General features: G+C 61.6%; 21 protein-coding genes. 5 read left to right on the forward strand and 16 right to left on the reverse strand.

Annotated features, from left to right (window positions below; translation table 11 throughout):
• Positions 1–6: 6 nt before the first annotated feature.
• The 3 genes from recX to BLS08_RS22710 all read right to left on the reverse strand — a co-directional run bounded on the left by recX (position 7) and on the right by BLS08_RS22710 (position 2,111).
• The gene (gene recX / locus BLS08_RS22700) at positions 7–468 is read right to left on the reverse strand and encodes a recombination regulator RecX (protein WP_055985195.1); all 462 of its coding nucleotides are present in this window, start codon (positions 466–468) and stop codon (positions 7–9) included.
• Positions 469–479: 11 nt separating this feature from the next.
• On the reverse strand, positions 480–1,523 hold the full coding sequence (gene recA, locus BLS08_RS22705) for a recombinase RecA (protein ID WP_021489788.1): 1,044 nt from the start codon (positions 1,521–1,523) through the stop codon (positions 480–482).
• A gap of 87 nt (positions 1,524–1,610) precedes the next feature.
• Positions 1,611–2,111 (reverse strand): CinA family protein, encoded by a 501-nt coding sequence (locus BLS08_RS22710; RefSeq protein ID WP_021489789.1) that lies wholly within the window; start codon positions 2,109–2,111, stop codon positions 1,611–1,613.
• Between the two features lie 110 nt (positions 2,112–2,221).
• On the opposite strand from BLS08_RS22710, the gene BLS08_RS26750 reads away from it, so the two are divergent.
• The 3 genes from BLS08_RS26750 (at position 2,222) to fdxA (ending at position 6,648) form a co-directional block, all read left to right on the forward strand.
• Entirely contained in the window at positions 2,222–3,526 is a 1,305-nt protein-coding gene (locus BLS08_RS26750) for a methyl-accepting chemotaxis protein (RefSeq protein ID WP_055985197.1), read from the forward strand.
• A gap of 91 nt (positions 3,527–3,617) precedes the next feature.
• On the forward strand, positions 3,618–6,185 hold the full coding sequence (gene mutS / locus BLS08_RS22720; protein WP_055985201.1) for a DNA mismatch repair protein MutS: 2,568 nt from the start codon (positions 3,618–3,620) through the stop codon (positions 6,183–6,185).
• Positions 6,186–6,324: 139 nt separating this feature from the next.
• Positions 6,325–6,648, forward strand: coding sequence for a ferredoxin FdxA (gene fdxA, locus BLS08_RS22725; RefSeq protein WP_013716392.1), 324 nt, complete (start codon positions 6,325–6,327; stop codon positions 6,646–6,648).
• A 449-nt stretch (positions 6,649–7,097) separates the two neighbouring features.
• Here fdxA and rpoS read toward each other — a convergent pair whose 3' ends face one another.
• From rpoS to BLS08_RS22770, 9 genes are all read right to left on the reverse strand, one after another.
• Complete coding sequence (gene rpoS, locus BLS08_RS22730; RefSeq protein WP_004424060.1) at positions 7,098–8,105, reverse strand: RNA polymerase sigma factor RpoS; 1,008 nt, start codon at positions 8,103–8,105, stop codon at positions 7,098–7,100.
• 101 nt (positions 8,106–8,206) lie between these two features.
• Positions 8,207–9,085, reverse strand: a complete 879-nt coding sequence (locus BLS08_RS22735) for a peptidoglycan DD-metalloendopeptidase family protein (RefSeq protein ID WP_082469370.1) — start codon at positions 9,083–9,085, stop codon at positions 8,207–8,209.
• 48 nt (positions 9,086–9,133) lie between these two features.
• Positions 9,134–10,072 (reverse strand): polyprenyl-phosphate transporter, encoded by a 939-nt coding sequence (locus tag BLS08_RS22740; RefSeq protein ID WP_055985203.1) that lies wholly within the window; start codon positions 10,070–10,072, stop codon positions 9,134–9,136.
• 25 nt (positions 10,073–10,097) lie between these two features.
• Positions 10,098–10,772: a protein-L-isoaspartate(D-aspartate) O-methyltransferase gene (locus tag BLS08_RS22745; protein WP_017674762.1), complete on the reverse strand. Its 675-nt coding sequence runs from the start codon at positions 10,770–10,772 to the stop codon at positions 10,098–10,100.
• The gene (surE, locus tag BLS08_RS22750) at positions 10,772–11,521 is read right to left on the reverse strand and encodes a 5'/3'-nucleotidase SurE (protein ID WP_055985207.1); all 750 of its coding nucleotides are present in this window, start codon (positions 11,519–11,521) and stop codon (positions 10,772–10,774) included. Before surE ends, BLS08_RS22745 begins: the two co-directional genes overlap by 1 nt.
• The gene (gene truD / locus BLS08_RS22755) at positions 11,509–12,567 is read right to left on the reverse strand and encodes a tRNA pseudouridine(13) synthase TruD (RefSeq protein WP_017674764.1); all 1,059 of its coding nucleotides are present in this window, start codon (positions 12,565–12,567) and stop codon (positions 11,509–11,511) included. Before truD ends, surE begins: the two co-directional genes overlap by 13 nt.
• Positions 12,564–13,037 (reverse strand): 2-C-methyl-D-erythritol 2,4-cyclodiphosphate synthase, encoded by a 474-nt coding sequence (ispF, locus tag BLS08_RS22760; protein ID WP_017674765.1) that lies wholly within the window; start codon positions 13,035–13,037, stop codon positions 12,564–12,566. The genes truD and ispF overlap by 4 nt, the downstream gene beginning before the upstream one ends.
• Before the next feature lie 105 nt (positions 13,038–13,142).
• On the reverse strand, positions 13,143–13,985 hold the full coding sequence (fghA, locus tag BLS08_RS22765) for an S-formylglutathione hydrolase (RefSeq protein ID WP_017674766.1): 843 nt from the start codon (positions 13,983–13,985) through the stop codon (positions 13,143–13,145).
• A 112-nt stretch (positions 13,986–14,097) separates the two neighbouring features.
• Positions 14,098–15,210: an S-(hydroxymethyl)glutathione dehydrogenase/class III alcohol dehydrogenase gene (locus tag BLS08_RS22770; protein WP_017674767.1), complete on the reverse strand. Its 1,113-nt coding sequence runs from the start codon at positions 15,208–15,210 to the stop codon at positions 14,098–14,100.
• A 186-nt stretch (positions 15,211–15,396) separates the two neighbouring features.
• Here BLS08_RS22770 and BLS08_RS22775 point away from each other — a divergent pair, with 186 nt between their 5' ends.
• Positions 15,397–16,293, forward strand: a complete 897-nt coding sequence (locus BLS08_RS22775; protein ID WP_017674768.1) for a LysR substrate-binding domain-containing protein — start codon at positions 15,397–15,399, stop codon at positions 16,291–16,293.
• 143 nt (positions 16,294–16,436) lie between these two features.
• A complete protein-coding gene (locus tag BLS08_RS22780) occupies positions 16,437–16,760 on the forward strand; it encodes an HPF/RaiA family ribosome-associated protein (protein ID WP_017674769.1) in 324 nt (107 codons plus the stop codon).
• A 15-nt stretch (positions 16,761–16,775) separates the two neighbouring features.
• Here BLS08_RS22780 and ispD read toward each other — a convergent pair whose 3' ends face one another.
• From ispD to kdsA, 4 genes are all read right to left on the reverse strand, one after another.
• Complete coding sequence (gene ispD, locus BLS08_RS22785; RefSeq protein ID WP_055985210.1) at positions 16,776–17,474, reverse strand: 2-C-methyl-D-erythritol 4-phosphate cytidylyltransferase; 699 nt, start codon at positions 17,472–17,474, stop codon at positions 16,776–16,778.
• Complete coding sequence (locus tag BLS08_RS22790; RefSeq protein WP_017674771.1) at positions 17,471–17,749, reverse strand: septum formation initiator family protein; 279 nt, start codon at positions 17,747–17,749, stop codon at positions 17,471–17,473. The genes ispD and BLS08_RS22790 overlap by 4 nt, the downstream gene beginning before the upstream one ends.
• A gap of 289 nt (positions 17,750–18,038) precedes the next feature.
• Positions 18,039–19,328 (reverse strand): phosphopyruvate hydratase, encoded by a 1,290-nt coding sequence (gene eno, locus BLS08_RS22795; RefSeq protein ID WP_055985213.1) that lies wholly within the window; start codon positions 19,326–19,328, stop codon positions 18,039–18,041.
• Positions 19,329–19,475: 147 nt separating this feature from the next.
• Positions 19,476–20,321, reverse strand: coding sequence for a 3-deoxy-8-phosphooctulonate synthase (kdsA, locus tag BLS08_RS22800; protein ID WP_004424035.1), 846 nt, complete (start codon positions 20,319–20,321; stop codon positions 19,476–19,478).
• Positions 20,322–20,323: the final 2 nt, after the last annotated feature.

Consider the following 20,323-nt stretch of genomic DNA (forward strand, 5'->3'; position numbering starts at 1 on the left):
GACGAGCTATTCGTCGCAACCGCGCAACAGACGCCCAATCATATCCAGCGAATAGCCACGGTAGGCCAGGAACCGGCCTTGTTGAGCACGCTCACGAGCATCACCCGGAAGCCGACCGGCAAACTTGCGCTGCCAGGTTTCACGCAACTGCTCGAACCAGTCGATACCGCTTTCACGCAGAGCCTGATCAATATCACCACGCGCGAGCCCACGCTGGCCGAGTTCCTCGCGAATACGCAGCGGACCGTAACCAGCACGCGCACGATAAGCGACGAAGCTTTCCAGATAGCGGGCCTCGGATAGCAAGCCCTCCTCTGACAGCCGCTGCAAGGCCACGTCGATCATGTCTTCGGGGGCGCCACGCTTGCGCAACTTGCGCGTAAGCTCGACACGCCCATGCTCACGTCGCGCCAGCAGATCCATGGCCGCCCGCCTGACGGCGAGCGGGTTATCCAGTACGACGGTCATGCTCTAATAGCTTAGAAGTCTACTTCAGCATCAGCCAGATCGGCAGCCGGAGCCTTTGCCGGAGCGCTGCTGACCAGCAACTTCTCGCGAATCAGACCTTCGATTTCGCGCGCCACTTCCTGGTTGTCTTCCAGGTACTTGGCTGCATTGGCCTTGCCTTGACCGATCTTGTTGCCCTTGTAGCTGTACCAGGCACCCGACTTCTCGACCAGGCCCTGCTGCACGCCGAGATCGATGATCTCGCCATTACGGTAGATGCCCTTGCCATACAGAATCTGGAACTCGGCCTGGCGGAACGGTGGCGCGACCTTGTTCTTGACGATCTTCACTCGGGTTTCGCTACCCACGACCTCTTCGCCTTCCTTCACCGCGCCGGTACGACGGATGTCCAGGCGAACCGAGGCATAGAACTTCAGCGCGTTACCACCGGTGGTGGTTTCCGGGCTACCGAACATCACACCGATCTTCATACGAATCTGGTTGATGAAGATCACCAGGCAGTTGGCGTTCTTGATGTTACCGGTGATCTTGCGCAGCGCCTGGCTCATCAGGCGCGCCTGCAGACCGACGTGCATGTCACCCATTTCGCCTTCGATTTCCGCCTTGGGCACCAGAGCCGCCACGGAGTCGACGATGATCACGTCAATGGCATTGGAGCGCACCAGCATGTCGGTGATTTCCAGCGCTTGCTCACCGGTGTCCGGTTGCGATACCAGCAGGTCATCGACGTTGACGCCGAGCTTGCCGGCATAATCCGGATCCAGTGCGTGCTCGGCATCGACGAAGGCACAGGTGGCGCCAAGCTTCTGCGCTTCGGCGATCACCGATAGGGTCAGCGTGGTCTTACCGGAGGATTCCGGGCCGTAGATCTCGACGATACGGCCTTTTGGCAAACCGCCGATGCCCAGCGCAATATCCAGCCCCAGCGAACCGGTGGAGATGGCCGGAATGGCCTGACGCTCATGGTCGCCCATGCGCATGACCGCACCCTTGCCGAACTGCTTCTCGATCTGACCCAGGGCAGCCGCCAAAGCGCGCTTCTTGTTCTCGTCCATTACCATCCTCACGTATTAACAAGGGCCTCGAGGGCCGCCAACAACTGTATAAGTAGCCAGTATTATTCCACAGGGCAAGTCGCCCGCCTACCCCACAAGCGGATTTTCCTCCGCCAACAGGCGCAGAAGCCCCGCCAGAGCGGCCTCGACCGTTTGTCGGCGCACCTCATCGCGGTTACCAGCGAACTGCTTGCGCATACTGAAAAGACGCTCGCCATCGCCCCAGGCCAACCAGACGGTACCGACCGGTTTCTCCACGGAGCCACCGTCCGGCCCTGCCACCCCACTGACAGCCACTGCATAGCGCGCCCCGCTATTGGCCTGAGCGCCACGCACCATCGCCTCGACCACCTCTCGGCTAACGGCGCCCACACTGGTGAAAAAGTCGGCACATACAGCCAACTGCTTGGTTTTCTGGACGTTGGAGTACGTCACATAGCCAGCCTCGAACCAGGCCGAGCTGCCGGGGATACGAGTGATCGCCTCGGCGATACCGCCGCCTGTACAAGACTCTGCAGTGGTGACCTGGGCAGCTTGCGCCTGCAATGCTGCACCCAGTTGTTCGGCCAGTTGGCTGATTCTGTCCATATCCACTCCTCACTCATCGAACGGCAAACCCTACACAGCTTGCCTGCCAGTGGAAACGGCAAAGTTCGTCTACTGTTATCACGGGCTAGGGTGCAATAGGAGGCACTGCGATGTGGCTTTCACGGAACAAGGAACACAAGGACGCGCAGGATCAGGGAGCGGCAGAGCTACAGGCCATTCGCCAATCGATGGCGATGATCGAGTTCACCCCGGACGGCATCATCCTCGACGCCAACCCAGCCTTCCTCGGCATGGTGAATTACCGCCTGGAAGAGATCGTCGGCAAGCACCATCGTCTGTTCTGCTCCCGCAACCTGAGCGAGAGCCTCGCCTATCAACAGTTCTGGCAGCGCCTGCGCCAAGGCGAGCACTTCAGCGATCGCTTTCCAAGGCTGACGCAAGACGGCAAGGAGGTCTGGCTGGAAGCGACCTACATGCCAATCCGGGATGATCATGGCTCGGTGACCAAGGTAATGAAGATCGCCACCGACATCACCCGCCAGGTAGCGGCCGAACATATGCACGAGAGCTACATCAAGGCCATCGACCGCTCCATGGCGGTGATCGAGTTCAACCTCGAGGGTGAGGTAGTGAGTGCCAACCAGAACTTCCTCGATCTGATGGGCTATCGCCGCGACGATGTGATCGGCCAGCATCACCGGCTCTTCTGCCTGGCCGAGGACAGCCGCAGCGATGACTACCGTCAGTTCTGGGCTCGCTTGAACAAAGGCGAGTTCATGTCCGATCGTTTTCGCCGCGTGACCAAACAAGGCCAGCAGGTCTGGCTGCGTGCCACCTACAACCCCCTTTACGACGCCAACGGCCGCGTCTATGGCGTAGTGAAATTCGCCAGCGACATCACCGCCCAGGTCGAGCGCCGCGACTCGGAGGCTGCCGCTGCCCAGCTGGCTCATGACATCGCCAAGGAGACCGATGTTTCCGCCGATCACGGCACGCGCACAGTGGCCCAGACCGTTGCGGTGGTCGCCGATATTGCCAGTGAACTGGCTCATGTGGCCGAACAGATAGAAGGCCTTAACAAACAATCCGAGCAGATCACCAGCATCGTTCAGGTAATTCGCAGTATTGCCGACCAGACCAATCTGCTGGCACTCAACGCAGCCATCGAAGCGGCGCGTGCCGGTGAACAGGGTCGCGGCTTCGCCGTAGTGGCCGATGAAGTGCGTCAACTGGCCTCGCGAACCAGCCAGGCCACCCAGGAGATCAATGGCGTCGTTCAGCAGAACCAGAATCTTACGCGCAACGCAGTGGCCAGCATGGCAACCACGCGAGAGCGTGCACGTACCGGCGTAGACCTGGCCAACCAGGCTGGTGAAGTGATCCGCGAGATACGCAGCGAATCGCAGCGCGTGGTCGAGGCGGTGGCTCAGTTCTCGGTGACCTTCACCGACTGAAGAGTAATTGCGTCAGATTCGCAGCCCACGCGAGGGACGAAGTATGGGAAAATTCCCGGCTTCGTCACACCCACCGCACGTAAGGCCCGGCATGACCGATCTCTCCGCTCACACCCCGATGATGCAGCAGTACTGGAAGCTGAAGAACCAGCACCCGGATCAGTTGATGTTCTATCGCATGGGTGACTTCTACGAGATTTTCTACGAAGACGCGAAGAAAGCAGCCAAGCTGCTCGACATCACCCTGACCGCACGCGGCCAGTCGGCCGGCCAATCGATCCCCATGTGCGGCATTCCTTTCCATTCGCTCGAGGGCTACCTGGCCAAGCTGGTCAAGCTCGGCGAATCGGTGGTGATCTGCGAACAGATCGGCGACCCGGCCACCAGCAAGGGGCCGGTGGAGCGTCAGGTGGTGCGTATCATCACCCCCGGCACCATCAGCGACGAAGCCCTGCTCGATGAGCACCGCGACAACCTGCTTGCTGCAGTCCTCGGTGATGAGCGCCTGTTTGGTCTGGCCGTGCTGGACATCACCAGCGGCCGCTTCAGCGTGCAGGAGATCAAGGGCTGGGAAAATCTGCTGGCCGAACTGGAGCGCCTCAGCCCCGCCGAACTGCTGATCCCGGACGACTGGCCGCAGGGCCTGCCCGCCGAGAAGCGCAAGGGCTCGCGCCGCCGCGCCCCCTGGGATTTCGACCGCGACAGCGCCTTCAAGAGCCTGTGCCAGCAATTCAGCACCCAGGATCTGAAAGGCTTCGGCTGCGAGAACCTGACCCTGGCCATCGGCGCCGCCGGCTGCCTGCTCAGCTATGCCAAGGAAACCCAGCGCACCGCCCTGCCCCACCTGCGCAGCCTGCGTCACGAGCGCCTGGACGACACGGTGATCCTCGATGGTGCCAGCCGCCGCAACCTGGAGCTGGACATCAACCTCGCCGGCGGCCGCGACAACACCCTGCAATCGGTGATGGATCGCTGCCAGACCGCCATGGCCAGCCGCCTGCTGGGCCGTTGGCTGAACCGTCCGTTGCGTGACCGCGCGGTGCTGGAGGCACGCCAGGACGCCATCGCCCGCCTGCTCGATGGCTATCGCTTCGAAACGCTGCAGCCGCAGCTCAAGGAAATCGGCGACCTGGAGCGCATCCTCGCCCGTATCGGCCTGCGCAACGCCCGCCCACGCGACCTTGCCCGCCTGCGCGACGCCCTGGCGGCACTGCCCGAGCTGCAGCTGGCGATGACCTCGCTGGATACCCCGCACCTGCAACAGCTGGCCAGCAGCATCTCCACCTACCCGGAGCTGGCCGACCTGCTGGCCCGCGCCATCATCGACAACCCGCCGGCGGTGATCCGTGACGGCGGCGTGCTGAAGACCGGCTATGACGCCGAGCTGGACGAACTGCAGGCCATGAGCGAGAACGCCGGACAGTTCCTCATGGATCTGGAAGCACGGGAGAAGGAGCGCACCGGCCTAGCCAACCTCAAGGTCGGCTACAACCGCGTGCACGGCTACTTCATCGAACTGCCGACCAAGCAGGCCGAGTCGGCGCCGGCTGACTACATCCGCCGGCAGACACTCAAAGGTGCCGAGCGCTTCATCACCCCCGAACTGAAAGAGTTCGAGGACAAAGCGCTGTCGGCCAAGAGCCGCGCCCTGGCCCGCGAAAAGATGCTCTACGACGAGTTGCTCGAGCGCCTGATCGGCCATCTGGCGCCGCTGCAGGACAGTGCCGCAGCCCTCGCCGAACTGGACGTGCTGAGCAACCTGGCAGAGCGCGCGCTGAATCTCGACCTGAACCGCCCACGCTTCGTCGACGAACCGTGCATGCGCATCGACCAGGGCCGTCACCCGGTGGTCGAGCAGGTGCTAACCACGCCCTTCGTGGCCAACGACCTGGATCTCGACGACAACCGGCGCATGCTGGTCATCACCGGGCCGAACATGGGTGGTAAATCCACCTACATGCGCCAGACCGCACTGATCGTGCTGCTGGCCCATATCGGCAGCTTCGTGCCGGCGGCGGCCTGCGAACTGTCGCTGGTCGACCGCATCTTCACCCGTATCGGCTCCAGCGATGACCTGGCCGGCGGCCGCTCCACCTTCATGGTGGAGATGAGCGAAACAGCCAATATTCTGCACAACGCCAGCGAGCGTAGCCTGGTACTGATGGACGAGGTCGGACGTGGCACCAGCACCTTCGACGGCCTGTCGCTGGCCTGGTCGGCGGCCGAGCACCTGGCGCGCCTGCGCGCCTTCACCCTGTTCGCCACCCACTATTTCGAGCTGACCGTGCTGCCGGAAAGCGAGCCGGTGGTAGCCAACGTGCACCTCTCGGCCACCGAGCACAACGAGCGTATCGTCTTCCTCCACCACGTTCAGCCAGGCCCCGCGAGCCAGAGCTACGGCCTGGCCGTAGCGCAACTGGCTGGTGTACCCGGCACGGTGATCAGCCGCGCACGCGAGCACCTGGCGCGCCTGGAGGCCACCAGCCTGCCGCACGATCTGCCACGCCAGGCGCCCGGCCAGCCGCAAGCGCCGATGCAGAGTGACCTGTTCGCCAGCGTGCCGCACCCACTGCTGGAGCAATTGCACAAGATCAACCCGGATGATCTGACTCCGCGCAAGGCGCTGGAGCTGTTATATACATGGAAGACGCAGATCTAACGTTCAATACAACAAACTGCTAGAATCGCGCGCAATTTTACGACCGCCCGGTTTACAGCCTGAGCCGCGGCCACATACAGAGCGCCTGGCAGCCCTTCATAGAAAGGGCCCAAGCCGCCGCCCGAGGAGAGAATCAGACATGACCTTCGTCGTCACCGACAACTGCATCAAGTGCAAATACACCGACTGTGTGGAAGTCTGCCCGGTCGACTGCTTTTACGAAGGCCCGAACTTCCTGGTCATTCACCCGGATGAGTGCATTGATTGCGCCCTGTGCGAGCCGGAGTGCCCTGCGCAGGCGATCTTCTCGGAAGACGAGGTACCAGAGGATCAGCAGGAGTTCATCGAACTGAACGCCGATCTGGCCGAAGTGTGGCCGAACATCACCGAGAAGAAAGATGCACTGCCGGACGCCGAAGAGTGGGATGGCGTGAAGGACAAGCTGCAACACCTGGAGCGCTGAGTTCGCCCTGAAACACAAAGACCCGCCAAGTGCGGGTCTTTTACTTTCAGGCTCCGGGCCGACTGCCCGCCAGGCTGGCGCCACAAACAGCACGCGCAAAAAAGGGGCGGCTTGCGCCGCCCACTTTTATTCCCTAATCCCTTTATTTCCCAACTCATCATCCTGATGAATCGCTTCTTGCGATGTTCCTGATCATCATCCTGATGATCTGTGCTTGTCCCTGAGCACGGGTGTGATATTAGCTGTTACGGGCAGCGGCACAACCCGGCCAAAATTTATACCGCCTGTTCACTTATCTTATAAAAACCTTATAAAACAATAATTTAAAAACAAATTCAGTAAAAGAGCTGGGTTTTCAACACAAACACTGACAACACCTGTAAGCGATGACTTACATGGGTTCGCATAAAAAACCCGGCCGGAGCCGGGTTCATGATCGAAGCGAAACCTCACTGGAACAAGGCGTCGCTGGACAAGCCGTTCTTCTCCAGGATTTCCCGCAGACGCTTGAGCGCCTCAACCTGAATCTGCCGCACCCGCTCGCGGGTCAGGCCGATCTCCTGCCCCACTTCTTCAAGGGTACAACTTTCATGGCCGCGCAGACCGAAGCGACGCACAACAACTTCCCGTTGTTTGTCGGTCAGGTCGGAGAGCCACTGATCAATGCTCTGCGACAGATCATCGTCCTGCAACAGTTCGCAGGGATCGGTCGGGCGATCATCGGTCAGGGTGTCGAGCAGCGTCTTGTCCGAATCCGGACCAAGCGAGACGTCCACCGAGGACACTCGTTCGTTGAGGCCGAGCATGCGCTTGACCTCGCCCACCGGTTTTTCCAGCAGGTTGGCAATTTCTTCCGCAGAAGGCTCATGGTCAAGCTTCTGGGTCAGTTCACGAGCTGCACGCAGGTATACGTTGAGCTCCTTGACCACATGAATCGGCAAACGGATGGTTCGCGTCTGGTTCATGATGGCGCGTTCGATGGTCTGGCGGATCCACCAGGTTGCATAGGTCGAGAAACGGAACCCCCGCTCCGGATCGAATTTTTCCACGGCGCGAATCAAGCCGAGGTTGCCCTCCTCGATCAGATCGAGCAGAGAGAGACCACGGTTGACGTAACGCCGAGCGATCTTCACGACCAGGCGCAGGTTGCTCTCGATCATGCGTTTGCGCCCGGCAGGATCGCCCTTCTGCGCCAGACGCGCGAAGTGCACTTCCTCTTCGGGAGTGAGCAAGGGAGAGAAACCGATTTCGTTGAGGTAAAGCTGAGTGGCGTCTAGCGCCCGGGTGTAGTCGATGTATTTGTGCTGCTTGGAGGGGGTGGCGTTCTTGGCCTTGGTACGTGCGACCGGTGCTTCCACCTCATCGCCCTGAACCTCGCCGAAAACGATGCCTGGCTCCATGAGGAGCAGTTCATCGTCGACGTCAAACTCCGGCGCTTCTTTTTTGATGAGAGCCATTGTTGTTGTCCCTAGCTGAGTTCGACAACAGACTCTGGCGGAACCGTCCTGGCCACACCTGAGCCCGTCCCTCCTACGTGATGGAACGGGTCAGCGACGGATCAACGACGTGGCAGATATTGCAGCGGATCGACAGGTTTACCTTGGCGGCGAATCTCGAAGTGCAGCTTCACCCGGTCGGCCCCTGTGGACCCCATTTCGGCAATACTTTGCCCGGCTTTGACCTGCTGCCCCTCCCGTACCAACAACCTGCGGTTATGACCGTAAGCACTTACGTAGGTATCGCTGTGTTTGATGATGATCAACTCGCCGTAGCCCCGCAAACCACTCCCGGCGTACACCACTGATCCATCAGACGCAGCTAAAACAGGCTGGCCTAATTGCCCTGCGATATCAATGCCTTTATTCAAACTACCGTTTGAGGAAAAACGACTGATCACTGTGCCCTCGGTTGGCCAGGACCAACCACTGGCCGAGCGACTCACTGGTGTTACTGGCGTAGTCGCTGGCGTGTTGGCTACCGGCGGGCGGGCGGGCTGAGTTGCAGGCGGCGCAGTCACGGCAACCGGCGGACGACTGGGCACTGGCTGAGTGACAACGGGCGAGGTGGCCGCAGGCGGTGCCGAAACGACCGGCTGACTGCTGCCCACCGGGCGGTTGTCGAAACGGATCGTCTGACCCACGCGGATCAGATAGGGATCGCGCAAACCGTTATGAGCAGCGAGTGCCTTCCAATCCCAGCCGAAACGAAAGGCGATCGAATAGAGGGTATCGCCACGCTGCACCACATAGTGGCCATCACGTACGGGCTGACGCTGAACCACCGGGGCACGCCCCTGATTCTGGCCACGGTCGACCACCTGTACGCCACCCGGTGGCGAGCTGACGCAACCGGCCAACGCGGAGGCGGCAAGCATGGCGAGCGGCAGGCGAAACGCTGCAACTGCGCGGACTAGCACGTGAAGGACGGTGAAACTCACCCAACTGCTCCCTGAATGATTCCGAGTACGGCGCCCATTGTGCCGTATTTATTCGGTGCGACCAGTATCGAGCGCCTGACGACCAGCCAGCCACTCCAGGCCAAGCACCAAGGCGATACCGCCGATTGCCAATACCACGGCAAGCAAGAGCTGTGGGTCCTGGCCACTGATTTCTGCAAAATGCCCCGGTAGCAGATTGCTCTGCAGCAGCGGCACCTGCTCACCTTTACTGTCGATACGCCAGCTCAGGGTCTCCTTCCAGGGCCAGACCTTGTTCAGCGAACCCAGCATCAGGCCGACCAGAAACGCCAGACTGAGGTCACGCCAACGTGACAGCAGCCAACTGAGCAGACGCGCGAAACTGAGAATGCCAACCAGGCAGCCGCTGGCGAACACCGCCATGACCAGCAGATCGAGGTCCTTGACCGCACCCAGCACCACCGAATAGAGGCCGAGCAGAAGCAGGATGAAGCTGCCCGAGATACCCGGCAGAATCATCGCGCAGATGGCGATGGCACCGGCCAGGAACAGGGTTGGCAGATCACTACCCCACTGCATCGGAGCGGCAACGGTGATCCAGTAGGCGAAAGCCAGGCCAAGCAGAAAACTCACCGCCCGGCTCCAGTTCCAGCGAATGATCTCTCGCCCGACCATATAGGTAGACACCAGAATCAGGCCGAAGAAGAACGACCATACCGGAATCGGATGGTACTCAAGCAGATAGGTGATCAGCCGCGCGAGTGTGAGAATGCTGGTCAGGATGCCGCACAGCAGCACCAGCAGGAACGTCGCGTTGGCCATCTGCCAGGCATCCTTGATGCGGCCCCGCAGCAGCAGCAGGAACGCTTCGGGAATGCTGGCGATGGAGCGCAGCAGCTCGTCATAGATACCACTGATAAAAGCGATGGTGCCGCCGGAAACGCCGGGCACGACATCTGCAGCGCCCATCGCCAAGCCCTTGGCATAGAGCAGAAAATATTTCTTCATGGATCCTTCCGCTGCGAAAAAGCGATCAAGCCAGCGGCCCGTTGAGTAGCGGCACGAAGCGCACCGCATCGAGCACGTGACGGGAAAAACCACCCTCTTCACGCACGATCAGCAGCAGTTGCTGCACATCGCCACTGCCGACCGGAATGACCAGACGTCCGCCTGGAGCCAGTTGATCGAGCAAGGCCTGCGGCACTTGCGCGGCGGCGGCGGTGACAATGATGCCGTTGTACGGACCGAGCGCGTTCCAACCTTCCCAGCCATCACCCCAGCGAAAGACCACGTTGCGCAGCTTGAGTTCGGCCAGACGCTCCTTGGCACGGTCCTGCAGCACCTGAATACGCTCGACCGAAAACACTCGCTCGACCAATTGCGCCAGCACGGCGGTCTGGTAACCAGAACCGGTACCGATTTCCAGCACCTTGTCCAGCGGGCCCGCCGCCAACAGCAGCTCGGTCATGCGCCCAACCATGTATGGCTGGGAAATGGTCTGGTTATGGCCGATGGGCAGCGCGGTGTCTTCATAGGCGCGGTGCGCCAGGGCTTCGTCGACGAACAGATGACGCGGCGTACGGCGGATCACTTCCAGTACCCGCGCGTTGGACAGCCCTTCCTCATAGAGACGCTGGATCAATCGTTCGCGGGTGCGCTGCGAGGTCATGCCGATCCCGCTGCGCTGCATCTCGTCCTGTCCGCGCATCAGAAGATGCCCTCCAGCCAGCCATCCATAGTTTCGAGGGCCTCATTGAACGTGCGATCGAGCCGTAGCGGCGTGATCGATACATAACCTTGCATCACGGCATGAAAATCGGTGCCCTGACTGCCATCCTCGACATCACCGGCGGCGGAAATCCAGTAACCTTCCTTGCCACGCGGGTTGACCACCTTGACCGGCGCCGCCGCACGCGCGCGATGACCGAGTCGGGTCAGCTGCACACCACGGATATGTTCCAGCGGCAGGTTCGGCACGTTGACGTTGAGTACGGTACGCGGTGGCAGTTCGAGTCGCTCGTGCGCCTCCACCAGTTTGCGGGCGAAGTAGGCCGCAGTCGGCAGATTGTCGGACAGGCGCGAAAGCAGCGAAAAGGCGAACGCCGGCTTGCTCAGGAAACGTCCCTCGAGCGCGGCGGCGACGGTACCGGAATAGAGTACGTCATCGCCCAGATTAGCGCCCAGGTTGATGCCGGAGACGACCATATCCGGCGTCTGCTCGAGCAGACCGTTGAGCCCCAGGTGCACGCAATCGGTCGGTGTGCCATTGAGGCTGATGTAGCCATTGGCCAAAGCCATGGGATGCAGCGGACGATCGAGCGTCAGCGCACTGCTGGCACCGCTCCTGTCTTCGGCAGGGGCGATCACCACGCACTCGGCATAGTCGGCCAGCGCTTGGTGCAACGCAGCGATACCGGGCGCGTTCACCCCGTCGTCGTTGGAAATCAGAATTCGCATGGAGTATCCGTCTGCCCTGCTGGCACCAAATCGAGCAATTCGCGCACCACCACGGTGGCGAAACACCCGGCCGGCAGGACGAATGCAAGTTGCAGAATATCGGGTTCGGGATAATGCCATGACAGGCCGCCGATGGGGAGGCGCAGAATTCGCCGTTCGTGCGCCATGTCCGCCTTGATCAGCCATTGCACCAGTTGCGCAGCCTCATCGGCTACTTCCTGCTCCAGCTGTCGGGTCTCACCAGCGGTCGGCAAAGGCCCGTCGCCCCACAGCGGCCCGGTGGGATGCAGGTCAAGAATGGCCAGGCGCGGGTCAATGCACTCGGTCTCACCGGCCATGAAGAAGCTGCGGCTGGCAGTGAAGGCCAGCAAGTCACCGATCTGCGCCTGGTTCCAGGTACCAGCGGCCACGCGCTTGGCCAACACTTGATTGAACAGATAGCTGCGTGCCGAAGAGAGCAGTCGCGAGCGCAGGTTGCGCTGCACCGGCAACTCCAGGCGCGCGGCAAAATCGCGGGCCTGCTCGACATTGCCGCCATCGAAGCCAAAACGCTGCAAGCCGAAGTAATTGGGCACGCCTTGCGCGGCGATACGTTGTAGACGCTGCTCCAGCGCATCGCGATCCGCTTCGAGGGCAGTCAGGCGCAAGGTGAAACCATTGGCGGCATGGGCGCCACGCTGCAATTTGCGGTTGTGCCGCTGGCTGCGCTGGATGACCAGATCATCGCCCTGCGCAGCCGCCAGATCGGGATCGGCCTTGCCCGGCAGGTGCAGGCTGAACCACTGGCGGGTCAGCGCCTGACGATCCTTGAGTCCCGCGTAACTGACCGCCTTGAGCGGCAGGCCGGCAGCGCGGGCGATACGCCGAGCGGCCTCCTCGGTATTCAGGCCGCGTTTTTCCACCCATAGCCAGAGGTGCTCACCCTGGCCAGTGAGCGGGATGTCGAGCACCTCGTCGACCTGGAAGTCCTCGGCCGTGGCCTTGAGCACCGCGCGCCCACAGGCCTCGCCGTGGGCGCGCGGCCCGAGCAGTTGCAGCTCGTTCATGCCTTGACCAGCAGGGCCACGGCGTGCACCGCGATACCTTCCTCACGCCCGGTGAAACCCAGCTTCTCGGTGGTGGTGGCCTTGACGTTGACCTGATCCAGCTCGATGCCCAGATCCTCGGCAATGCGCTCGCGCATGCTCTGAATGTGCGGAGCCATCTTCGGCGCCTGGGCGATGATAGTGGCGTCGACGTTACCCACCGCGTAGCCCTTGCCCCGCACCAGGCCCATCACATGGCGCAGCAGGGCGCGGCTGTCAGCGCCCTTGAGGGTCGGATCGGTATCGGGGAAGTGCTTGCCGATATCGCCCAGCGCCACGGCGCCAAGCAGCGCATCACTCAGGGCGTGCAGCAGCACGTCACCGTCGGAGTGAGCGACAAGACCGAATTTATGGGGAATCCGTACGCCGCCGAGGGTGATGAAATCGCCTTCGCCGAAGCGGTGTACGTCATAGCCATGACCGATACGCATAAAGAACAACGCCCTGAAAAAGTCAGGGCGTGATTCTAACCGCATTGCCCCGTAGCCCGGATGAAATCCGGGGAGCGAATTTCTCGGATTTCATCCGGGCTACGACTACCGCAAAGCGGCAGCGTGATGACGCAGGTGATCGTCGATGAAGCTGGCGATGAAGTAGTAGCTGTGGTCATAGCCCGGCTGCATGCGCAGCGTCAGCGGATGAGCGGCCGTCTTGGCAGCAGCCTGCAACGCCTGCGGCTTGAGCTGGCCTTCGAGAAAATCGTCACGATCGCCCTGATCGACCAGGATCGGCAGTTTCTCGCTGGCTTCGGCGATCAGCACGCTGGCATCCCACTCACGCCAACGCGAACGCTCCTCGCCCAGGTACAGGGAAAAGGCCTTCTCGCCCCACGGGCAGTTCATCGGATTGCTGATCGGTGAGAACGCCGATACCGACTGATAACGCCCCGGATTCTTCAGCGCACAGATCAACGCACCGTGACCGCCCATGGAATGGCCGGCGATGCCGCGCTTGTCCGAGACGGGGAAGTTGGCCTCGATCAGCGCTGGCAACTCCTGCACCACGTAGTCGTACATGCGGTAGTGCCGCGCGAAGGGCTCCTGGGTGGCATTGACATAGAAGCCTGCACCCAGACCGAAGTCATAGGCGCCGTTGGCGTCATCGGCCACGCCCTCGCCACGCGGGCTGGTGTCCGGCGCGATGATGATCAACCCCAGTTCGGCTGCCATGCGCTGAGCGCCAGCCTTCTGCATGAAGTTCTCGTCGGTGCAGGTCAACCCGCTCAGCCAGTACAGCACCGGCAGCTTGGCACCCTGCTCGGCCTGAGGCGGCAGATAGACGGCGAACACCATGTCGCAGTTGAGGCTGCTGGAGCGATGGCGGTAGCGCTTGTGCCAGCCGCCGAAACTCTTGTTGCTGGAAACGATTTCGAGGGTCATGACCACTCCTTAGGGTGCGCCATGCGCACCAAGAGTTAGCGGTGCGTGCAGCCCAGGCGGCCCGCGCACCCTACGAAAGAATCCGCACGACCATCAGCCGTGCGGCGCGCCATCAAAAATGGATGACGGTACGGATGCTCTTGCCCTCGTGCATCAGCTCGAACGCTTCGTTGATCTCGTCCAGCCCCATGTTGTGGGTGATGAAGGTGTCCAGCGGAATCTCGCCGCTCTGCGCCTTCTCGACATAGCTCGGCAGCTCGGTACGACCCTTGACGCCACCGAAGGCACTGCCGCGCCAGACGCGGCCGGTCACCAGTTGGAATGGGCGGGTGCTGATCTCGGCACCGGCCGGCGCAACGCCAATGATGGTCGACTCGCCCCAGCCCTTGTGGCAGCACTCCAGCGCGGCGCGCATCAGTTGCACGTTGCCGATGCACTCGAAGCTGTAGTCGACGCCACCGTCGGTCATCTCGACGATGACTTCCTGGATCGGCTTGCTGTGATCCTTCGGATTGACGAAGTCGGTGATGCCCAGCTCACGTGCCACGGCTTCCTTGGCCGGATTGATATCGATGCCGATGATGCGCGAAGCCTTGGCCATCTTGGCGCCGATGATCGCCGCCAGTCCGATACCGCCCAGGCCGAAGATGGCCACAGTGGAGCCCTCGGTGACCTTGGCGGTGTTGAGCACGGCACCAATACCGGTGGTCACGCCACAACCGAGCAGGCAGACCTTCTCCAGCGGCGCCTCCTTGGGGATCTTGGCCAGGGAGACTTCCGGCAGCACGGTGTACTCGGAGAAGGTCGAGCAGCCCATGTAGTGATAGATCGGCTCGCCGTTGTAGGAGAAGCGGCTGGTACCGTCAGGCATCAGACCCTTGCCCTGGGTGGCGCGCACCGAGCTGCACAGGTTGGTCTTGTTGGATTTGCAGAATTTGCACTCGCCGCACTCGGCGGTGTACAGCGGGATCACGTGGTCGCCGACCGTCAGCGAGGTGACCCCCTCGCCCACCGCCTCGACGATGCCACCACCTTCGTGACCGAGAATGCAGGGGAACACGCCCTCGCTGTCCTGGCCGGACAGGGTGTAGGCGTCGGTGTGGCAGACGCCGGTCGCGACGATACGCACCAGCACCTCGCCGGCCTTGGGCGGCGCCACATCGACTTCGACGATTTTCAGGGGTTCATTCGGGGCGAAGGCGACGGCGGCACGAGACTTGATCATGACAGTTCTCTCAGGGGAGCGTGGACAGTGGTCGGCAGTCTAGTTCATGTCCAATACGAGATAATCAGCAGAAGAGCAAAACATTATTGCTGTACAGGGATAATATTGGGTCTCCTTACATTGCCCGCAAGCGGGCTCCTACAGGGGCAGCCGGATGCAATCGGCAGCACAGGAGAAGAAGCATCGATGAATCGCTGGGAAGGACTCGACGAATTCGTTGCCGTCGCCGAATGCGGGCAATTCAGTGCCGCCGCCGAGCGCCTGGGATTGTCCACCTCGCAGGTCAGCCGCCAGGTCGCACGCCTGGAAGAGCGCCTGCAGAGCCGCCTGTTCTACCGCAGCACCAGACGGGTCGCGCTGACCGAGGCCGGCCAGTTGTTTCTACAACACTGCCAGCGCCTGCAGGATGCCCGCGAAGAAGCGCTGCGAGCAGTCGGTGATCTCGGCGCTGAACCCAAGGGGCTGTTGCGCATGACCTGTGCGGTGGCTTACGGCGAGCGCTTCATCGTACCGCTGGTCAACGACTTCATGGCGCGGCATCCGCAATTGCGCGTGGAGATCGAACTGTCCAACCGTCAGCTCGACATGCTGCACGAAGGCCTGGACCTGGCCATCCGCCTGGGGCGCCTGCAGGACTCGCGTCTGATGGCCGCACGCCTGGCACCTCGCGAAATGTACCTGTGCGCAGCCCCCGACTATCTGCAGCGCTACGGGCGTCCGCACTCGTTATCCGAGCTAGCCCGACACAACTGCCTGGTAGGTAGCAGCGACCACTGGAGCTTTGCCCAGAACGGCCGTGAAACCCAGGTGCGCATACAGGGTAACTGGCGTTGCAATAGCGGCCAGGCCGTGCTCGACGCAGCGCTGCGCGGTTTTGGGCTGTGTCAGTTGCCGGACTATTACGTATTGGAACACCTGCGCAGCGGCCGGCTGATCTCCCTGCTGGAGCAGCACCGCCCACCCAACACAGCCGTCTGGGCACTCTATCCGCAGCAGCGACATCTCTCGCCCAAGGTACGTCAGTTGATCGACTCGCTGCGCCAGGGACTTGGCCAACGCGCCGAATACCTCGATCACTCCTGAGGTTCTGCAACAACCTTGTCACCCAGCTGAACGGTCATGGAATGTCACAAGCCGGGGCGAAACTTGAGCGAGACGACCGCGTCACAACCCATGCACCCCGCCCAAACGGGGCCTCACGAACTCAGCTACATGAGGACATGGTTATGCAGGTTCTGGTCAACAGTGGTAAGCACGTCACCTCCTCGATGGACTTCAAGGACGACATTCGCAGTCGCATCCGGGACAAGCTCCAGCGCTACGAGGACCACCTCACCCGGATCGAAATTCATCTCTCCGACGAGAACGCGCTCAAGAGTGGCCCACAGGACAAGCGCTGCAAGGTCGAGGCACGAATGAAAGGACGCGATCCACTGACGGTCTCCCACGATGCCAGCGAACTGCAGCAGGCGATCGACGGCGCCATGAACAAGCTGACCAACGCGCTGGATCGCAACCTGGGCAAAGATGCCAAGCGCTGGACACACTGATGCGACAGTTCTAGTTCAACGGCCTTGCGACCATACGGACTGTAGATAATGCAAATCTTCCGGGCGGGTAACCTTGAGGTTGTCCGCCCGGCCTTCGATGAGCCGGGGCGACTGCCCTGCCCACTCCATGGCCGAGGCTTCATCGGTCACTGCCACACCTTCTTCCAGCGCTTGCGCCAGTGACTCGCGTAACGCCCCCAGGCGGAACATCTGCGGTGTGTAGGCCTGCCAGATCACGCTACGATCCACGGTCTCCAACACTCGACCATCGCTGCCGACACGCTTGAGCGTATCGCGCACCGGCACCGCCAGCAGGCCGCCGACCGGATCATCGGTCAGACTGTCTAGTAGGCGATCCAGGTCCGCAGGGGTGAGATTGGGACGCGCGGCGTCGTGCACCAGCACCCAATCATCGCTATCGGCACCACCGGCCAGTAACGAGTCCAGCCCGGCCAGCACCGAGTCGGCGCGCTCACGCCCGCCAGGCGCACGGCGGATGCGCAGATCACGCGCCAGTGGCAACTGCGGCCAGAACGGGTCATCCACGGCAACGCATACCACCGCGCCCAACAGGCCGGGATGATCGAGAAAACAATGCAGGGTATGTTCGAGAATGCAGCGGCCGGCGATCTGCAGGTACTGCTTGGGGCGGTCGGCGGCCATCCGCGCGCCGACGCCAGCGGCCGGGATCACCAGCCAGAATTTCGTGGTCATTCGGTCAGCAGATAGAGGGTTTCACCCTCTTTGAGCATGCCCAACTCGTGACGCGCGCGCTCTTCCACGGTTTCCATACCGCGCTTGAGCTCCATCACCTCGGCCTCGAGAATACGATTGCGCTCCAGCAACCGCTCGTTCTCGCCCTCCTGTTCGGCGATCTGCTGTTGCAGACGGCTGGCAGCAGCCAGGCTGCCGTCGCCAATCCACAGTCGATACTGCAGACCGACCAGCAACAGGATCAGCACGATAAACAGCCAATACGGACTACGCATGGAGCGGCTCGCAGATTGAGTCATCGGCATGGTAGGGGCTGCGTTCATGCTTGAAAAGAAGCCGTCTGATGAGTGACATGGGGTTTCGGTACCTGCATCCGTGCATTGGTTCCCTGGGATCGACGAAGCGTCCACGAAAAAGGCCATGCCCGCAATGACGCAGCCTTTGTAGGAGCGGCTTCAGCCGCGAAAATTCGCGGATAAATCCGCTCCTACAGCATGCAGCACCAACGCTGGGATAACCACGAAAAAGGGCGACTTGCGTCGCCCTTTTCAGTCTACACGACGGTTAACCGCGGAACTCGGCACGGCCCTTGTATGGGGCTTTGGCGCCCAGCTGCTCTTCGATACGCAGCAGCTGGTTGTACTTGGAAACGCGGTCGGAACGGCACAGCGAACCGGTCTTGATCTGACCGGCGGCAGTACCCACGGCCAGGTCGGCGATGGTGCTGTCCTCGGTTTCGCCACTGCGGTGCGAGATCACGGCGGTGAAGCCAGCAGCCTTGGCCATCTGGATGGCTTCCAGGGTCTCGGTCAGCGAGCCGATCTGGTTGAACTTGATCAGGATCGAGTTGCCGATCTTCTCGTCGATGCCGCGCTTGAGGATCTTGGTGTTGGTGACGAACAGGTCGTCGCCAACCAGCTGTACCTTGGCACCGATCTTGTCGGTCAGGACTTTCCAGCTGGCCCAGTCGGACTCGTCCATGCCGTCTTCGATGGAGATGATCGGATAACGCTCGGTCAGGCCCGCCAGGTAGTCGGCGAAACCTTCACCGCTGAATACCTTGCCTTCGCCGGCCAGGTCGTATTGACCGTCCTTGTAGAACTCGCTCGATGCACAGTCCAGCGCCAGGGTCACGTCGTCACCCAGCTTGTAGCCGGCGTTGGCAACGGCTTCAGCGATGGCGGCCAGAGCGTCTTCGTTGGAGGCCAGGTTCGGTGCGAAGCCGCCTTCGTCACCTACAGCGGTGTTCAGGCCACGGGCCTTGAGCACGGCCTTGAGGTGATGGAAGATCTCGGCGCCCATGCGCAGCGCCTCGGCGAAGCTCGATGCGCCAACCGGCTGCACCATGAACTCCTGGATGTCGACGTTGTTGTCGGCGTGCTCGCCGCCATTGATGATGTTCATCATCGGCACCGGCATGGAGTAGACGCCCGGGGTGCCGTTCAGATCAGCGATGTGCGCGTACAGCGGCACGCCCTTGGCCTGAGCAGCGGCCTTGGCGGCAGCCAGGGACACGGCGAGGATGGCGTTGGCGCCCAGCTTGGCCTTGTTCTCGGTACCGTCGAGTTCGATCATCGCGCGGTCCAGGGCCTGTTGATCGGTCGCGTCCTTGCCCAGCAGCAGGTCACGGATAGGGCCGTTGATGTTGGCGACGGCTTTCAGCACGCCCTTGCCCAGGTAACGGCTCTTGTCGCCGTCACGCAGCTCCAGCGCTTCGCGCGAGCCGGTGGAAGCGCCGGACGGAGCGCACGCGCTGCCGACGATACCGCCTTCCAGAATTACATCCGCTTCCACGGTGGGGTTGCCGCGGGAGTCGAGAACCTCACGACCCTTGATGTCGACGATCTTTGCCATTCTTGATAACGCTCCAAAGGTTGACGATAAGACGGCAGCAGCAGGCTGCACTGGGCCGTCGCTGCCGGAGGGCAGATCGACGGCTCACTCTGACTCACGGGTCAGGGGGATTTTTCTCGGGCGGCACTTTACCGGATTACGACCGGCTCAGGCAGTCTCGATCGGCGGAAAACTCTTGATCAGGTCATCCAGCTGCTTGAGCTGAGTGAGGAACGGCTCCAGCTTGTTCAGGCGCAGGGCGCATGGACCGTCGCACTTGGCGTTTTCCGGATCCGGATGGGCTTCGAGGAACAGGCCTGCCAGGCCCTGGCTCATGCCGGCTTTGGCCAGATCGGTAACCTGGGCGCGGCGACCGCCAGCAGAGTCAGCGCGGCCACCCGGCATCTGCAGAGCGTGGGTCACGTCGAAAAACACCGGGTACTCGAACTGCTTCATGATGCCGAAGCCGAGCATGTCCACCACCAGGTTGTTGTAACCGAAGGAGCTGCCGCGCTCGCAAAGGATCAACTGATCATTACCAGCCTCTTCACACTTGGTGAGGATGTGCTTCATTTCCTGCGGAGCGAGGAACTGCGCCTTCTTGATGTTGATCACCGCGCCGGTTTTGGCCATGGCCACCACCAGATCGGTCTGCCGCGAGAGGAAGGCCGGCAACTGGATGATGTCGCACACCTCGGCCACTGCAGCCGCCTGGTGCGGTTCGTGAACGTCGGTGATCACCGGCACGCCGAAGGTCTTCTTCACTTCCTCGAAGATCTTCATGCCCTCTTCCAGGCCCGGGCCGCGGAAGGAGGTGATGGAAGAGCGATTGGCCTTGTCGAAGCTGGCCTTGAACACGTAGGGGATGCCGAGCTTCTCGGTCACCCGCACGTATTCCTCGCAAGCCTGCATGGCCAGGTCGCGCGACTCGAGCACGTTAATGCCACCGAACAGCACGAACGGCTTGTCGTTGGCGATCTCGATGCCGCGAACCTTGATGATCTTCTGTGCCATGC

Origin of the sequence: Ectopseudomonas chengduensis (assembly GCF_900102635.1) — a bacterium.
GTDB lineage: Bacteria > Pseudomonadota > Gammaproteobacteria > Pseudomonadales > Pseudomonadaceae > Aquipseudomonas > Aquipseudomonas chengduensis.

Bases quoted from the DNA above. Each gene is read 5' to 3' on its own strand.
- recX (WP_055985195.1), bottom strand. From the start codon at position 468: ATGACCGTCGTACTGGATAACCCGCTCGCCGTCAGGCGGGCGGCCATG.
- recA (WP_021489788.1), bottom strand. From the start codon at position 1,523: ATGGACGAGAACAAGAAGCGCGCTTTGGCGGCTGCCCTGGGTCAGATC.
- BLS08_RS22710 (WP_021489789.1), bottom strand. From the start codon at position 2,111: ATGGACAGAATCAGCCAACTGGCCGAACAACTGGGTGCAGCATTGCAG.
- BLS08_RS26750 (WP_055985197.1), top strand. From the start codon at position 2,222: ATGTGGCTTTCACGGAACAAGGAACACAAGGACGCGCAGGATCAGGGA.
- mutS (WP_055985201.1), top strand. From the start codon at position 3,618: ATGACCGATCTCTCCGCTCACACCCCGATGATGCAGCAGTACTGGAAG.
- fdxA (WP_013716392.1), top strand. From the start codon at position 6,325: ATGACCTTCGTCGTCACCGACAACTGCATCAAGTGCAAATACACCGAC.
- rpoS (WP_004424060.1), bottom strand. From the start codon at position 8,105: ATGGCTCTCATCAAAAAAGAAGCGCCGGAGTTTGACGTCGACGATGAA.
- BLS08_RS22740 (WP_055985203.1), bottom strand. From the start codon at position 10,072: ATGAAGAAATATTTTCTGCTCTATGCCAAGGGCTTGGCGATGGGCGCT.
- BLS08_RS22745 (WP_017674762.1), bottom strand. From the start codon at position 10,772: ATGCGCGGACAGGACGAGATGCAGCGCAGCGGGATCGGCATGACCTCG.
- surE (WP_055985207.1), bottom strand. From the start codon at position 11,521: ATGCGAATTCTGATTTCCAACGACGACGGGGTGAACGCGCCCGGTATC.
- truD (WP_017674764.1), bottom strand. From the start codon at position 12,567: ATGAACGAGCTGCAACTGCTCGGGCCGCGCGCCCACGGCGAGGCCTGT.
- ispF (WP_017674765.1), bottom strand. From the start codon at position 13,037: ATGCGTATCGGTCATGGCTATGACGTACACCGCTTCGGCGAAGGCGAT.
- fghA (WP_017674766.1), bottom strand. From the start codon at position 13,985: ATGACCCTCGAAATCGTTTCCAGCAACAAGAGTTTCGGCGGCTGGCAC.
- BLS08_RS22770 (WP_017674767.1), bottom strand. From the start codon at position 15,210: ATGATCAAGTCTCGTGCCGCCGTCGCCTTCGCCCCGAATGAACCCCTG.
- BLS08_RS22775 (WP_017674768.1), top strand. From the start codon at position 15,397: ATGAATCGCTGGGAAGGACTCGACGAATTCGTTGCCGTCGCCGAATGC.
- BLS08_RS22780 (WP_017674769.1), top strand. From the start codon at position 16,437: ATGCAGGTTCTGGTCAACAGTGGTAAGCACGTCACCTCCTCGATGGAC.
- ispD (WP_055985210.1), bottom strand. From the start codon at position 17,474: ATGACCACGAAATTCTGGCTGGTGATCCCGGCCGCTGGCGTCGGCGCG.
- BLS08_RS22790 (WP_017674771.1), bottom strand. From the start codon at position 17,749: ATGCGTAGTCCGTATTGGCTGTTTATCGTGCTGATCCTGTTGCTGGTC.
- eno (WP_055985213.1), bottom strand. From the start codon at position 19,328: ATGGCAAAGATCGTCGACATCAAGGGTCGTGAGGTTCTCGACTCCCGC.
- kdsA (WP_004424035.1), bottom strand. From the start codon at position 20,321: ATGGCACAGAAGATCATCAAGGTTCGCGGCATCGAGATCGCCAACGAC.